The sequence below is a fragment of the Flavobacterium paronense genome (genome assembly GCF_030409795.1).
Taxonomy (GTDB): domain Bacteria; phylum Bacteroidota; class Bacteroidia; order Flavobacteriales; family Flavobacteriaceae; genus Flavobacterium; species Flavobacterium paronense.
The window spans coordinates 309,686-324,206 of the sequence record NZ_JAUFQN010000019.1 but is presented as its reverse complement, the minus strand read 5'-3'; the positions used below and the strand labels follow the sequence as shown (position 1 = coordinate 324,206).

General features: G+C 35.8%; 13 protein-coding genes. 1 reads left to right on the top strand and 12 read right to left on the bottom strand.

The features are described from left to right. Positions 1-91: 91 nt before the first annotated feature. The 12 genes from QWY90_RS03080 to QWY90_RS03025 all read right to left on the bottom strand — a co-directional run bounded on the left by QWY90_RS03080 (position 92) and on the right by QWY90_RS03025 (position 13,873). The gene (locus QWY90_RS03080; protein ID WP_290284376.1) at positions 92-844 is read right to left on the bottom strand and encodes an LEM-3-like GIY-YIG domain-containing protein; all 753 of its coding nucleotides are present in this window, start codon (positions 842-844) and stop codon (positions 92-94) included. 14 nt (positions 845-858) lie between these two features. Beyond that, on the bottom strand, positions 859-1,236 hold the full coding sequence (locus QWY90_RS03075) for a hypothetical protein (protein WP_290284375.1): 378 nt from the start codon (positions 1,234-1,236) through the stop codon (positions 859-861). A 39-nt stretch (positions 1,237-1,275) separates the two neighbouring features. After that, positions 1,276-2,769, bottom strand: a complete 1,494-nt coding sequence (locus tag QWY90_RS03070; RefSeq protein ID WP_290284374.1) for an N-6 DNA methylase — start codon at positions 2,767-2,769, stop codon at positions 1,276-1,278. 6 nt (positions 2,770-2,775) lie between these two features. After that, a complete protein-coding gene (locus QWY90_RS03065) occupies positions 2,776-4,239 on the bottom strand; it encodes a P-loop ATPase, Sll1717 family (protein ID WP_290284373.1) in 1,464 nt (487 codons plus the stop codon). Between the two features lie 66 nt (positions 4,240-4,305). Next, positions 4,306-4,755, bottom strand: coding sequence for a GIY-YIG nuclease family protein (locus QWY90_RS03060; RefSeq protein ID WP_290284372.1), 450 nt, complete (start codon positions 4,753-4,755; stop codon positions 4,306-4,308). A 12-nt stretch (positions 4,756-4,767) separates the two neighbouring features. Further along, entirely contained in the window at positions 4,768-5,880 is a 1,113-nt protein-coding gene (locus tag QWY90_RS03055) for a restriction endonuclease subunit S (protein ID WP_290284371.1), read from the bottom strand. Further along, positions 5,873-6,994: a HigA family addiction module antitoxin gene (locus QWY90_RS03050; protein WP_290284370.1), complete on the bottom strand. Its 1,122-nt coding sequence runs from the start codon at positions 6,992-6,994 to the stop codon at positions 5,873-5,875. The genes QWY90_RS03055 and QWY90_RS03050 overlap by 8 nt, the downstream gene beginning before the upstream one ends. Before the next feature lie 16 nt (positions 6,995-7,010). Beyond that, positions 7,011-7,319 (bottom strand): type II toxin-antitoxin system RelE/ParE family toxin, encoded by a 309-nt coding sequence (locus tag QWY90_RS03045; protein ID WP_290284369.1) that lies wholly within the window; start codon positions 7,317-7,319, stop codon positions 7,011-7,013. A gap of 110 nt (positions 7,320-7,429) precedes the next feature. After that, a complete protein-coding gene (locus QWY90_RS03040; protein WP_290284368.1) occupies positions 7,430-10,222 on the bottom strand; it encodes a type I restriction endonuclease subunit R in 2,793 nt (930 codons plus the stop codon). 404 nt (positions 10,223-10,626) lie between these two features. Then, the gene (locus tag QWY90_RS03035; RefSeq protein ID WP_290284367.1) at positions 10,627-10,956 is read right to left on the bottom strand and encodes a YegP family protein; all 330 of its coding nucleotides are present in this window, start codon (positions 10,954-10,956) and stop codon (positions 10,627-10,629) included. 10 nt (positions 10,957-10,966) lie between these two features. Next, positions 10,967-11,746 (bottom strand): M15 family metallopeptidase, encoded by a 780-nt coding sequence (locus tag QWY90_RS03030; RefSeq protein ID WP_290284366.1) that lies wholly within the window; start codon positions 11,744-11,746, stop codon positions 10,967-10,969. A gap of 1,428 nt (positions 11,747-13,174) precedes the next feature. Further along, positions 13,175-13,873 carry an HU family DNA-binding protein gene (locus QWY90_RS03025; RefSeq protein ID WP_290284365.1) on the bottom strand — a complete coding sequence of 233 codons (699 nt, stop codon included), beginning with the start codon at positions 13,871-13,873 and terminating at the stop codon, positions 13,175-13,177. A 424-nt stretch (positions 13,874-14,297) separates the two neighbouring features. Between QWY90_RS03025 and QWY90_RS03020 the strand changes: the two genes are divergently transcribed. Then, positions 14,298-14,486 (top strand): hypothetical protein, encoded by a 189-nt coding sequence (locus QWY90_RS03020; RefSeq protein WP_290284364.1) that lies wholly within the window; start codon positions 14,298-14,300, stop codon positions 14,484-14,486. Positions 14,487-14,521 lie beyond the last annotated feature (35 nt).

The window sequence follows — 14,521 nt, the reverse complement described above, 5'->3', positions numbered from 1 at the left end:
CTGTTTAGTTGTAAAGATATAGAATTATCCTTTTAGTATTTTCCGGCTAAGACCTAAGACTGAAAGCCGAAGGAAGTGAGTTGATTTTTTTTTAACAATTAATATACATTATTGGATTTGAATTCCCCCTTTTAAAATAATGCTCAACAGATATATACCTGTATTTATCTCTTATTTTCTTTGGCGCAATGTTTCCAACAAATTCAAATCGTCCTTCTAAACTTTCAATAGTATTAAATTCAGATTGCGTATCTTCTAACCGAATACTATTTGTAGAACCTGCTTTATACCAATCCAGTATTTCATATACTTCCTGAACTACCCCTTGATAAACCGCGAAAGCATATTTTGCTTTCTTGGCTCGTTGCGGATTTAAAACCCATCGACCACGTGTATATTCATAGAGTTCATTTTCGGGCATGGAATACCTAAAGGCTTGGTTTATTCTAATTAAGATGACAGCATCATCGATATCTCCTTTTTGTTTGTGGTAAAGTGCGGTTACTTGATCTATTGACATTCTTCCAAAAGTTGCGCTTTTATAGCCGTTTTGTTTATTTGTTAAATTATGAATCCCTATTAAATCAATAACTGACGATTCAACTCTTAATGCAAGTTCTTCATCTTCTAATCCATGAACCAATATTTCTATTTTTGGTTTTAGTCCTTGAAGTTCCAACGATTTTATAAATAGTACTTTTTGACTCTCTGTTTGGTCTAGTAAATGAGCAAATACCCTATTTCCTTTTCCCTTTCCAACATAAAATACTTCATGAGTGATAGGATGTGAATACAAATACACATAGTATTTTAAATCATCAATTATTGAGGGTGAAAAATTCATGTATGTTTATTTTACTAATCAAAAATCAAAGTCCCTTTAGTATACCCATAACTACTGGTTACTTTTAATATAACCTCTTCATAAGTCGCATATTCATAACAGTATTTTGTTTCAATATACAAATCGGTTTGTTCCACTTTATATAGATTAGAACCTTTACGTGTTAATTTAACTTTATAGGTATCTATATCTAATTTTGTAGGGACTAAAATAACATCTACTTCTTCCAAATCACCAGAAGAAGTCAATACTTTAGTATCTCTGTCTTTAGGTTCAACTGCGCTGTAAAAATTAGCAACATCACACGTAGTGCTTAATTTACCCTCTTTCATTTTAAACGAAGTACATATCATTAATACAAATAGGCTCAATATAATTGTTACTTTTTTCATAATTCTATTTTTAAATTATTACAACGTTTTGAAGAAGTCTTACTTTAAACTCGCCATAATAGCCCTGAAGCTATCCAACGCTGCTTCAATATTTTCCACTATATCTTGTGCCAATTCATCTGGGTCAGGTAAATTGTCTAAATCGGCAAGTGATTTATCTTTTAACCATGTGATATCCAAACTGGTTTTGTCTCTGGCTATGATTTCGTCATACCCAAATTTTCTCCAGCGCCCTTCAGGATTGCTCTCGGCATTATACGTTTCCTTTCTTTTGTGTCGGTTCTCCGGATTGTATAAATTGATAAAATCTTTTAAGTCAGATAGTTTTAATGGATTTTTCTTTAGTGTGTGATGAATGTTGGTTCTATAATCATATACCCAAACCTCTTTTGTCCAAGGGTCTTTACTTGATGGTTTGCCATCAAAAAACAAGACATTTGCTTTTACTCCATTGGCATAGAATATCCCCGTTGGCAGTCTTAATATGGTATGCAAATCAGTAGTGTCTAATAACTTCTTACGGACCGTTTCTCCAACACCACCTTCAAACAAAACATTATCCGGTAATACTACTGCGGCTTGCCCCGTGGTTTTAAGCATGGTGCGAATGTGCTGCACAAAGTTCAATTGCTTGTTACTGGTGGTTACCCAAAAGTCCTGACGGTTATAGGTTAAATCTTCTTTCTCCTGTTCGCCTGCTTCATTGGTAAAAGTCATGCTGCTCTTTTTACCAAATGGCGGATTAGCCAGGATATAATCATAACGAGTACCCGAATCGGTAATCAAGGAATCATTAGGCGAAATAAAATTATCCGAATCAATATCCCCAATGTTATGCAAGAATAAATTCATCAGTGCCAGTCGTCTTGTACTAGCCACTATCTCATTCCCAAAAAACGTTTCATATTTTAAGAACTTGGCGGCTTCTTTGTCTAAGTTTCTATTATCAACTATCCAATCATAAGCGGCGAGAAAGAAACCACCAGTACCACAAGCCGGGTCTGCTATGGTTTTCATGGGTTCCGGACGTAAACATTCTACCATGGCTTTAATTAGCGGTCGCGGAGTGAAGTACTGACCTGCACCACTTTTGGTGTCTTCGGCATTTTTCTCTAAGATTCCTTCATAGATATCCCCTTTGTCTTTTACACCCATCAATATCCAGTTCTCGGCATTGATTAGTGCAATAAGTTTATACAACTTGGCTGGGTCTTGTATTTTATTTTGGCTCTTTACAAAAATTTGCCCCAAGATGCCTTTTTCTTTAGCCAACTCGCGAAGCATAATGTTGTAATGCAACTCTAACTCGGTACCACTTTTAATGGTTAAGGTCTCCCATGCGAACTCTGCAGGTATAGGCATCGTTCTGTTATGCGGTGGCTTGGTGTATTCGTCTGCCATTTTTAGAAACAGCAAATACGTTAATTGTTCGAGATAGTCACCATAGCCCACGCCATCGTCTCTAAGGGTTTGGCAAAATGCCCATACTTTGGATACTATACTCGAGGTGTTAGCCGATTTTTCTTTGCTCATTTTAATTTATTTATCATAACCATATTGCATACCCAACGCAGGTCTAAAAATAATGGGGATTAGAACCTCAATATTTGATTGGTTTTTTGATTCATCTTTAAAAAAACCAATCTTGATTAGATTATTTATAATAATCAAAGTTTCCTTTTTACTAATATTCCACAACTCCTTTAATTCTTCAAGTTTTAATCTAGGTTTCTTACCCTTTGTTCTATAAATAAATATTTTAAGTTTTGGGTACTCTGCAATAATTGTTTCTAGTTTAGTTTTTGATGCATCCTTCAGCCCTTCAAATAATGACTCCATACAAATAATAGAATCCCCATTTGATTTTTCTTCAGAAAGCAATTTGATTTCATATTTAATAGCAGATGAAATTAGTTGAATTAATTCTCTTGGAGAAGAATTATTTTGACCATCTTTAATTTTAGTAATAAACCATTCAAAATTAAATTCAGCACCTTCTGCAATCTTTTTAGGGAAGATTATTTTAAATAATTCAATAAATCTTTCTTCTTTTGATAAATCAGGTTTTAAATTTTCTAATAAATATTCATTTTGTTCAAATCTTGACATAATTAGATTAAAAAGAGAATTTTTATCCCAGCTTATAGTAGCCGTCTTAGTTATATGACTAGTTTCTCTAAAGCCATTTTCAATTATTTTATTCCAAATATCATCCCTTAAAAATATCATTAGTCTAATACTTTCATATTGTTGAAGTTCAATATAAACCTGAAAAAGTGTTCTTAAAGCGTTTGCCTCAAGTTCGAAATTTTCTTGAAAAATTGCATCTAATCTATCAATAGCAAGCCATATTTTTGATTTTTTATTTACTAATGTATTATTTAGAAGTTCAAATAAGTTATCAATAGATACAATACCTTTGTCAGATTCTTTAGTTGAGGGTTCTAATAAAGAAATTTTAACCCCTACTTTATTTACATTTCCAGTATATTGATCTAATCCTATATTTGGCTCAAAAGTTGGATTAATCCTTCTTATATAATCTCTAACCATTTTTACAATTGATGTAAATGACGACCTTCTCTGTATTAAATCAGAATCTTGAAGCTTCTCAAGAACAATATCAAAATCAGGATGAGAATAGTTTTCTTCTGAAAGTTTTTGGGATATTAAAATAACAAAATATAATTTCCATATACTTTTAAATTCAAATTCATTTGTTGGTGGTGTGACATTTAAATCTTTAAAAGCGATTGCTCCCCTTGGGTTTTCTGCTAGTAAAAGATGAATGTTTTTATCAATTAAATCTAGTTCATAGTTAGGCATATAATTATATATAGCGCTTTTCCCGGAACCTTTACAGCCGAATATAACATCTACTTCGTTATCTAAAATTTGTTCCCACAAATCTGTTTTTAAAAAGTAATTCTTTAAACCTTCAACTTCTTGTTCAGCGACCCTTGAACCTACATTAAGGTCTTTAACTTCATCTTTATTTATCATATTTTTTATTTTTAATCCAACATCCCACTAAAATGCTTTTTATATAGAAATAACCTTAATGTTCTTTTATTTTCTCTTTTTTCTTTTGTTTAAAAATTCAACTTCAGAATAATAATCTTGTAACCATTCCTCAAATTCTTTTCTACCTATTTTCATAGGAAAAAATGAATAACTTAAATGTTTATTCATTTTTGAACTAAGTAATATTTCAATATCTGGATGATAACTTGAAGTGCTACTTGCCTTTTTGTATAATGGATTAGATAAAAAATACAATTCTCCAAATGACCTTCTAAAAGAATGATTTTTTGTATTTAATAAATCATTTATTCTTTTTTTTATACATCCAGATTCTCCAATATACCTTATTTTATTATCTATAAAAAAACAATAAACTCCTGCCTCAATTTCACTGCATTGATTCCTAACTAATGAAAATTTTATTTGATTTTCTTTATTGATTAGGTAATTTTTAATCTCAGTAAAATAACTCTCAATTAATTTATCGTCAATCATAATTTCTCTTTTTTAAACCAACTCCCCACTAAACGCCTTTTTCAATATACTCTGTCTCAATGCCTCGGCTTGTAACAAGCTTTGAGAAATACTTTCCTCCATTTTATCAGCAACACTTAATCGACTTTCTATTTCTTGAACGATAAGGTATTGTTCTTCCTTTTTAGGTAGACTTAAAGAAACCGAGTAAATTGAATTTCCAGAGATTACAGGTTGAGCTGTTGAAACAGATAATTTATTTAAATTCTCAAATTCTAACCTTAATTTAAAAAACTTTATATCAAAATCACTAATAATTGGTTTTACAATTAATGCATTATCTGAAACCCAGCTTTTAGGATTTGTTATATGTGTTACTCCACATTTTACACCAACCCTTCCAATAATTAGAATAGGTTCTTCAATGAAATATTCAGAATGATAACCGTTTAAACCATTTCCACCATAAACAGAATAATTTCCTCCTTTTAATTGATTTATTTTAATTCCTCTTCCACTTGAAACTTTAAAAATTTCTCCCAATGTTTTAATTACCCAACTCTTTGGTAACTCACTATCCTTCAAATCTTCATTTGTCAACTTCCCTTCAAAAGCCCATTTCAATACACTTTGTCTATAGGTTTTGAGTTGTAGTTGTGCGGTTTTAAAATCCTCAATACCTTTGTCTAACTCGCTAAATAGTTCTTCTATTTTGGAGACAATGGCTTGTTGGGTTACTAAATCGTCTGGTATTAAGAAACTTTCTTTTTCTAATAATTGAAAATGTCTTGCATAACCCTTGTCTTCAATCCTTATTGTAAAAAGAAGATAATATAAAAACTTTGGTAAAATATTATCTTTTGACTTAAGGACTTTTACCCCATCAGCCCCTGGAATAAATTTAAAAGGGATGTATTTTTTAACTTTAGTGTGGTCTCCAAATATTATATAAGGTGGCTCGTCTGGGACTAATAAACTCGCATCATTATAATAACCACCTATTAAATCTTGCCCTTGGTCAATAACAGGAAATAAACCATTAGGCAAATATTCTTTTTGCTTGATTTTAAGTTTGTTCAATGATAATTTTCTAGAAACATCATTAAGAGTTTTTAATTTCCAATCCTTTGATAATTTCTTATCCATTATTTACCAAATATTTTGCGTCAATCAACTCCAAAACTTCTTCGTTATATAGTCTTTGGTTGGCATAAGAAATGGTTTTATCAAAGGCTAATTTTCCAATAATCAAAGCAGGGTGTATGGCTAAATGTTGCGCACAGCTTTCAATATCATTGGTTGATAAATATTTGAGCTTTGTTTGCAAATAGGCTATTATTTCTTGATATTTTAGTTTTTCGGCTGCGCGTTGATTGGCTTCGGTTTCTAAATCGTTTACTTCCTCTTCTCTAAAGTTGTCTAGGAAAAAGGTATTTTTTTCATCAAGATGATATAAAATATGGGCTATTTCGTGGGCAATGGTAAACCAAAAATTATCAATGCGTTTGTATCTTCCGGTATATACAATGACAGGGCTGTTTTCATAATAAAATGCCGCGCCATCTAAATAGGTTTTTTGCAAATGAGGCAATACGAAAAAGATAACACCCAATTGGTTTAGCTTTTCTAAAAATTGATTGATACCGTTTTCTTGAATGGTATAATTATGCAGGTCATCGTAGAGTGCTGTCAACCCTTTTTTATCAAAGGCAGGAACAGTATAAGTACTTGCAACCATCATAGCTTTATGATACCAAGTATAGGTGTAGGAAGCTTTGTATTGATTAAAACTCTCCGACTTTCGGGCTAATAGTGGTGTGATTTGCTTGTCCCATTGCTCAAAATCAAGCTTTTTGCAATTCCAAAATTCTAATATGTTTTCGCACAACTCATGCACATCAGCAAAAGCGGGAATCCAATTTTTGGCAATCATATCTCTTACGGGCATGCGCTCATAAATATTAGCTTTGAGTTCAGCTTGTTTTTCTTTTTCCGAAGGGATATCGTTAAGCCAAAGCCTGTAATTGGAATCTAAATTTATCCAATACTGCGGGGAGGTGTCAAACACTTCAGCTAACACTTTAGCGGTATCTAAGGTAATGGTTTGTTTGTCTTTGAGAATTGCGTTAACATGCTTACTTGTCATTCCCATCACTTCTGCTAGTTCATCTTGTGTCCAGCTACGGTATTCCATTTGTTCTTTAATGAAATAGCCTGGGCCAAATTTAACTGCGGGTCTTAATTTTTGGGTAGTTGCCATACTGATTTGTTTGTTTTTAAGAATAATGATTTGAAATGTCGGTTATAATAAAGTCACCGATGGTTAGTTCATTATTTTTCCAATCAATATCCATTTCAAGACGGTATTTTATTTTTAATCGCATGGAATAGGAGTTTTCAGTATTTGTCATTTTTTCAAAATTCAAACCTTTGTCATTCCATAAATCATAAATATCGTTTGCTGCTTCAATTTGTTGTAATCGGGCAAAGAATTTTTCAATTATATCGCTTGGAAGCTTAAGCTTTTTTGACTTTCCGGTAGTGTATAATTTTTCTAATTCTTTATTTCTAAACGTAAAATCCATCTCAATTCTTTTGCAAAGGTATAATTATATTTCAAATATAACATTAAAATTGTAGTAATAGGTTAAAATTAATTATCGATTTAACCTTTTTGTATAATTAAGCATTCTCTTTAGGCAGCTAGCACCTCATTTAATTCTTCAATAATACTATCCGTTTGGTCTCCAAACAATGCCCACATTTTACTCAATCCGCCTTCCGCATTAAAGGGGCTAAGGTCAAAATCATCCTTGTCTATACTAAAACTGTTGGCTACATAGTCTTTCATCATACGCAACCATTGCATTTGCGCTTCGGTAAAGGCGTTGTGCTTTCCGGCGTTTTTAGTAAATATCCAATCTTGAAAATTTTTGTCAACCGTTTTATCATAGGCCGTCAACGTAGTGTCAATGCCTGCCACTTTGCGTATCAAACTCACCAAGGCAATCAATTCATTTTTGGCAGAGCCGTTGGTTTTTTCCAATTGCTCATAGGCACGCCAAACGGCTAAAGGTGCCAGCAAAGGTTTTTCTTTTTTCAAAGTATCGCACAATTCTTTTATCATTTTGTACGTAAACGTACGGTGTCGGTAATCCTGCGCATAAAAAACCTGCAAGGCCGTAATCTCGTCTTTATGAGTAACAATCCACGTTTTAAAATCTTCAATCACTGCCGCACTATTGGCAGCATGGTCTTTTACCCATCCAATGTTGGTTACAGCATCTATATTCACCATATCCATCAATTGGTCGTACTGTTTTCTAATATCCACTACAAAATCGCGCAATTCAGGACTATGAAAAACCGCTACTGCTTGTTCAATCAGTTCTTGGTTGGCTTTGGTAATGGCTGCTTCTATTTCAATAGGCGCCATTCCTTTCATCGTACTTTGTACTTCGCACTTCGTACTTTCAATCACATCAGGGTCATGCGCCTGCAACAACTGTTTCACCACTTGAGGTATCGTCATGCCATTCGCTTTTTCGGCAAATTGAGCTTTGTCTTTGTCATTCAATTGCTTGTCCAGTCGCAATAATCGGCTGGCTAAAGTGCTTAACATTTCCTCACTGGTATTTCCAATGGCAATGCTTTGCAATACATCTTTTAATGAAATTCCCGGTGCTTTTTCCAAAGGGCGGCTGTCCGTTTTCTGCGATTGTTCTACACCAATGGCATCAATAATCACAAAATGGTCTTTGCTAAACTTCGCCGTAGGAGTGCCTTTGGCTTTCAATTCTTCCACCGTACAGGTTCGTGTACCTCGTCCTTTCATCTGCTCGTAGTAGCTGCGGCTTTTTACATCTCGCATAAACAACAGCACTTCCAAGGGTCGTATATCAGTTCCCGTTGCAATCATATCTACCGTAACGGCTATACGTGGGTAATAATCATTTCGAAACTGTTGCAACACACTTTTGGGGTCTTCATCACTTTTGTACGTTATCTTTTTGCAAAACTTGTTTTCTTCTCCAAATTCCTCCCTAACAATTTCTATAATATCTTCGGCATGACTGTCTGTCTTGGCGAAGATTAATAGTTTTGGCACTTCAAAAACACCATTGCTGTCCATACGATCCGGAAACATAGCCGGCAAATTGTCTTTGGTGGCTTTGATTATGGTTCTAATCGTACTTGGGTTAACTATGTCTTTATCCAATTGCTTGCCACTATATACTTCATCTTCATCAAGCGCTTCCCAAAACTTCTTGCGGGTTTGTCGGGAACGCCTGTCTATAAGCGGGCTGAATTCCTTTAAAATACTTGCACCGTTTTTAGTAATTTCGGTTTCTATGGTAAATACATTATAAGGCACTAAAACACCATCAATGACCGCTTTTTCATAGCCATAATCCGAAACCAGGTTTTGGTTAAAATACCCAAAAGTTCTATTGTCGGGTGTAGCTGTTAAACCAATTTGAAATACGTCAAAATAATCCAACACTTGTTTCCACAAGTTGTAGATAGAACGATGGCATTCATCTATCACCACAAAATCAAAAAACTCTATTGGCACTTTTTCATTATAACCCACAGGCACAGGTTCCTTGGGAATAAAACGAGATTCATTAGGGTTTTCTTCTTCGGCACTTTCATCGAGTTCGGTTTCTTTAAGAATAGAATACATCCGTTGGATAGTGCTTATATATACTTGCGAATCGTTGGGAATAAAAGAGCTGTTTAATCGGGTTACGCCATACAATTCGGTAAACAAACGATTATCTTCTTGCGCGGTATAAGCTCTAAATTCGCCTTCTGCTTGTTCCCCTAAGTTTTTGGTGTCTACTAAAAACAAAATGCGCTTCGCTTTAGCATATTTCAGCAAACGATACACGGCAGTAATTGCCGTAAAAGTTTTCCCTGAACCAGTCGCCATTTGAATTAAGGCTTTTGGACGCTGGTCTTTAAATGATTTTTCAAGGTTATTGATGGCAGTTATTTGACAATCGCGTAAACCTTCTTCGGGTAAATGAGGAATGTCATGTAATCGGGTACGAAGTGTTTTGGATTGACTCAACCAATGCACAAAAGTTTCAGGTCGGTGAAAAGTAAATACGTTACGCGAACGTGGTTTTAAATCTCTGTAATCGGTAAAACGAGTAATTTCTCCTGTGCTTTCGTATACAAAGGGTAAAGGATCGTTATTCAATAACCGCAACTTAGCATTAGCATATTGTGAGGATTGGTCTTCCACAGTAGTCAGTCGAACGCCTTCTTCTTCACGCTTGGCTTCTATAATCCCAACTGGTTTTTTATCTACAAATAGTACATAATCAGCAGGACCAACATCCGTTTGGTATTCGCGTATAGCTATACCTAAACCAGCCGCAAGATTAAACTGCTTCTTATCCTGTATAACCCACCCACAGGCAAGGAGTTGCTTGTCGATGTTATCGCGAGCTATTTGTTCTGGATTTTGGTTGGTCATTGTGGTTTTTGTTCACTTCAAACTTAGCAAAATTCTCACACATATACAATCCCCAACGACGGGGATTATGTGACTTTTTTTTCTACTATTATTGAATAGAATTTCGGCTAAAAATAGAATTATTAATTAAAGCAATTATGAGGAAAACCGTAAATGCGGTTTTAAAATAAAATGTACACTAAAAGTGTACTTTCATTTCAGAAAATAGTGCTATAGTCTCTAAAATTTATATCCCCATTAAAAAGTACACTAAAAGTATACATTGGTTTTAAAAAATTTTGCTATGCCTTTTTAAAAGCAGCTTTAAAAATAAAAAGTACACTAAAAGTGTAACTACCTCCCATAAAATAAAAAACTCCCCATCATCTCACAACGATAAGGAGTTCAAAAGCAATGTAGTTATTTCAACTCAAATCTTCAACAGTCGCCTGAGGCGTATTATTCTTTACAGCCTCAATCCCATTATCCCTTCCGGCTGTACTTTCATACAACTCGCTGGTACCAATAATTTCTCCATTTGCCGCCCTTAGGTTAAAATAATAGTTGCCGTTTACAGCTACTTTCCTTTCATAGCGTGCGACATTCAGCACATTGGTTCTAACCGAATCAATTCCGTTTTCACATCCTGCTTTAGTGGCATAGCCTTCACTGGTTAAAATACGCTCTCCATTGGTGGCTTTCAGCGTAAACTGAAAGTCACCGTTTGTTCTTTTTGTAATTACAAATTTTTCCATGTTCTATTTTTTAAAGTTTTATAATTTTCGCTAATTCAAAATGCATCCCATCTTTTCGGGTAAAATGACCGCCCCAATAAAAGCCGTTTTTATGGGCAATGGCAACCAATTGGCGAACGCTTCCTTTTTGGCCCATAAGCGCAGGAACAGTCCCTAGTTTATTCCAGGCAAAATTGATGTCGAAGGCGGTTCCAAAGGCATGGTTACTCAAAACAGTTTGGCTACCTCGCACAAACCTAGGGTTATACCCACCATCCCAAGTCAGTACCAGAGGGAGCAAACCCGCTTTTTGCCAATCGCTCCAAAGTTGTTTTAGTTGTTTGGCTCCTTTTTTATGAAAATAAACCGTAGCACTCCCTTTTAAGGGGATCAATTGCGGCACCGTTACTGTAACAAGGTTATCCCGGTCCCAACGATTTGTGATGTCAAAATGTTCCGGGTTGTTGGGCAATGGGGTAGCTTTAAAGGCTATTTTGCCAAAAAGCGCTTCCCGTTCGGCATTCGTCACCAAGGGAGGAAAATCGGGTTTCGAAGGGTAATTCGCTCCGCTTGTGTCGTTGCGCACATCCACAACAACCCCAAAGCCTAACAACATAGCCGCAGCAACAGTTAGGTTTCCCACAACACCATCGGGTACCAAACCCTGCTTTTTTTGAAATGCGATAGTGGCGGTATGCGTAGCCCAATCAAAAATCCCATGAGCACTACCGTGATACAATCCTTGTCCTATGAGGAAGTAGTGCCATTTTTTTACGGCAGCGCTTCGGCTGCCTAATTGTAATAGTTTCATAATAATAGTTTTTAAAAGTTACTACTGTATTTACTGCATTGCATTCTTCAAAAATCACTTGAAGTGACGTCTTAAGACAGTCGTCAGTTCGAGTGTTTTTGGTTCTGTACTTTGAAAAAGAAAAAAATCGTCCTAACCAAAAATTTATCGAGAACCTTTGATATTAAGAGGAGGAAGCCCAGTGGGCTTCAGGTACAAGAACTTTAGTTCGCTTTAGAGTATGTCGATAAACTATTGTGCGCACTAAGCTTCTCGATACTATTTTCAAAGTAAAAAACTAACGTTTTCCACTTTAAAAATCACTCGAAGTGACGGTTCGCGTTAGAGAGAGGTTATTTATTCGTCGTCATCTATACAGTCGTCAGTTCGAGTGTTTTTGGTTCTTCATTTTGAAAAAGAAAAAAATCGTCCTTACCAAAAATGTATCGAGAACCGTTGTGCGCACTAAGCTTCTCGATATTATTTTCAAAGTAAAAAACTAACGTTTTCCACTTTAAAAATCACTCGAAGTGACGGTCTGTATAAATAACGAGATTCCCGTATACGTCAGTTCGAGTGTTTTTGGTTCTTCATTTTGAAAAAAAAAATCGTCCTTACCAAAAATTTATCGAGAACAGTTGTGCGCACTAAGCTTCTCGATATTATTTTCAAAGTAAAAAACTAACGTTTTCCACTTTAAAAATCACTCGAAGTGACGGTTCGCGTTAGAGAGAGGTTATTTATACGTCATCATCTATACAGTCGTCAGTTCGAGTGTTTTTGGTTCTTCATTTTGAAAAAGAAAAAAATTGTCCTTACCAAAAATGTATCGAGAACCGTTGTGCGCACTAAGTTTCTCGATATTATTTTCAAAGTAAAAAACTAACGTTTTCAACTTTAAAAATCACTCGAAGTGACGGTCCGTATAAAGAACGAGATTTCCGTATACGTCAGTTCGAGTGTTTTTGGTTCTTCATTTTGAAAAAGAAAAAAATTGTCCTTACCAAAAATGTATCGAGAACCGTTGTGCGCACAATGCTTCTCGATATTATTTTTAAAATTAAGAACTGCGTTCTCACTTTTAAAAATCACTCGAAGTGACGAACCCTACAACCTAGAACCGAAAACAGACTACAGAGAACAGAGAACCGTCAACCGTCAACCGATAACAAAACCTCAACATTTTCTCCATGCAGCTTCGACAACTTCTCGACGTGGCTTGGACAACTTCTCGACGCAGCCTCGACAACTTCTCGACGTGGCTTGAACATTTTGTTTTCTAAGTGCTTCGACAATTTGTTTTCTAAGTACTTGAACATTTTGTTTTCCAAGTGCTTCGACAATTTGTTTTCCAAGTGCTTGAACATTTTGTCGACCGTATTGGAAACAAAAAAAGCCCGAAAATTTATTTTCGGGCTTATCCCTAAAATGGAGTGCAAAAAAGGGAATCTAATTCACAATAAGCGTGTCCTGCAAGGCACCGGAGCGGACAACAATGTTGGTCGAACCATAGCCTTTACGCACTTCGAGTGTATAGTTTCCGGCAGGCAACGCAGGTACACTGAAAACAATTTTACCTTCAGTACGACTCGCAATAATCGTTGCGGGAGTAACCGTCCCGTCTGACGCAATAAAGAAAATCCCTTCGGTAACATTAGCAGGATTGAATTTCAATTCCTCACCCACTATTTGTCCGATACCACCAGGTGTTAGGATGCTGTTGGTGGTTTGCGAAGTAACATCGGTGAAGGCAATCAATGCCGGTGCAGCGGTTGGCACAGTGATTTTTTCTACCCGTGCCTCGTTCATCTTGCGGATGAGTTCGGTCCCTGCGGACAGGTTTGCTTTTTTGATGTGTCGTGACGCATCAAAACTGTCGGTAATACTAGTGAAAACTCCTGTTACCCCGGCGCGGATATTCACCAGGGGCAGGTTCACACTGTTGCCATCGGCAACTTCATCGGTAACGACCATAAAGAATACGTTAAGCACTGCACGGATGTCAGCTTCGGTAATTGTGCTACCGCGTTTCAGCATTTCCTTAGTAATGCTGTCGGTGTCGTGCACTTTGTTACTAATAACACGTGCCGATTGGTCATTGGGATCCGGTGTAATCGGATTGGGCTGTAAATAATACTTGATAGCCATGATTAATATATTTAAAAATTAATAGTGCCACAAAGTAAAAGAGGAAAATAATCGGTTGTACACCCTTGAGGTTCAGAATGTTACTTTTTGCAGGTTTTTGCAGGAAATCGTCACTTTTTGCAGGTTTTGGTATAAAAACGTCACTTTTCGTCACTTTTCGTCACTTTTTGCACAAAAACGTCAGTTTTGGTTACTTAAATTAAGATTGGCTTAAAAAAACGATAATCCTAAGGAAAATACCACGTTAGGCATAAAAGTTGCAAAAGTGCCAACTGTTTACACAATCTTTAACGTTTCCTTGAAGTGCGGTGTAAGTGTGGGTCAGGTCCCAACCCCCACGTAGTGCCCTAACAGTTGCTGGAGTGCGGCGAACTGTAGTAAGTAGAAATCAAAACAGTAATCCGTAAGTTTAAAAAACAGCAGTATGAACAGAATTTGCATTTACGCCAAAGACATCCAACAAATCACAGGCAAAAGCGAGCGGCAAGCCCGCGAAATCATCAAAAAAATCAGAGCGAACAGCGCTAAACCCAAACACCAGCCCATTACAGTAGACGACTTCTGCGACTACTTCGGCTTCGACCCCCCTGCTATTATCCCTTTATTAAAATAAACCGTTATTTATGATTAGAAGTTACTTTTAGAAAG

Bases quoted from the DNA above. Each gene is read 5' to 3' on its own strand.
- QWY90_RS03055 (WP_290284371.1), bottom strand. From the start codon at position 5,880: ATGGATAAGAAATTATCAAAGGATTGGAAATTAAAAACTCTTAATGAT.
- QWY90_RS03035 (WP_290284367.1), bottom strand. From the start codon at position 10,956: ATGGAAAAATTTGTAATTACAAAAAGAACAAACGGTGACTTTCAGTTT.
- QWY90_RS03080 (WP_290284376.1), bottom strand. From the start codon at position 844: ATGAATTTTTCACCCTCAATAATTGATGATTTAAAATACTATGTGTAT.
- QWY90_RS03030 (WP_290284366.1), bottom strand. From the start codon at position 11,746: ATGAAACTATTACAATTAGGCAGCCGAAGCGCTGCCGTAAAAAAATGG.
- QWY90_RS03045 (WP_290284369.1), bottom strand. From the start codon at position 7,319: ATGGATTTTACGTTTAGAAATAAAGAATTAGAAAAATTATACACTACC.
- QWY90_RS03040 (WP_290284368.1), bottom strand. From the start codon at position 10,222: ATGACCAACCAAAATCCAGAACAAATAGCTCGCGATAACATCGACAAG.
- QWY90_RS03060 (WP_290284372.1), bottom strand. From the start codon at position 4,755: ATGATTGACGATAAATTAATTGAGAGTTATTTTACTGAGATTAAAAAT.
- QWY90_RS03025 (WP_290284365.1), bottom strand. From the start codon at position 13,873: ATGGCTATCAAGTATTATTTACAGCCCAATCCGATTACACCGGATCCC.
- QWY90_RS03065 (WP_290284373.1), bottom strand. From the start codon at position 4,239: ATGATAAATAAAGATGAAGTTAAAGACCTTAATGTAGGTTCAAGGGTC.
- QWY90_RS03050 (WP_290284370.1), bottom strand. From the start codon at position 6,994: ATGGCAACTACCCAAAAATTAAGACCCGCAGTTAAATTTGGCCCAGGC.
- QWY90_RS03070 (WP_290284374.1), bottom strand. From the start codon at position 2,769: ATGAGCAAAGAAAAATCGGCTAACACCTCGAGTATAGTATCCAAAGTA.
- QWY90_RS03075 (WP_290284375.1), bottom strand. From the start codon at position 1,236: ATGAAAAAAGTAACAATTATATTGAGCCTATTTGTATTAATGATATGT.
- QWY90_RS03020 (WP_290284364.1), top strand. From the start codon at position 14,298: ATGAACAGAATTTGCATTTACGCCAAAGACATCCAACAAATCACAGGC.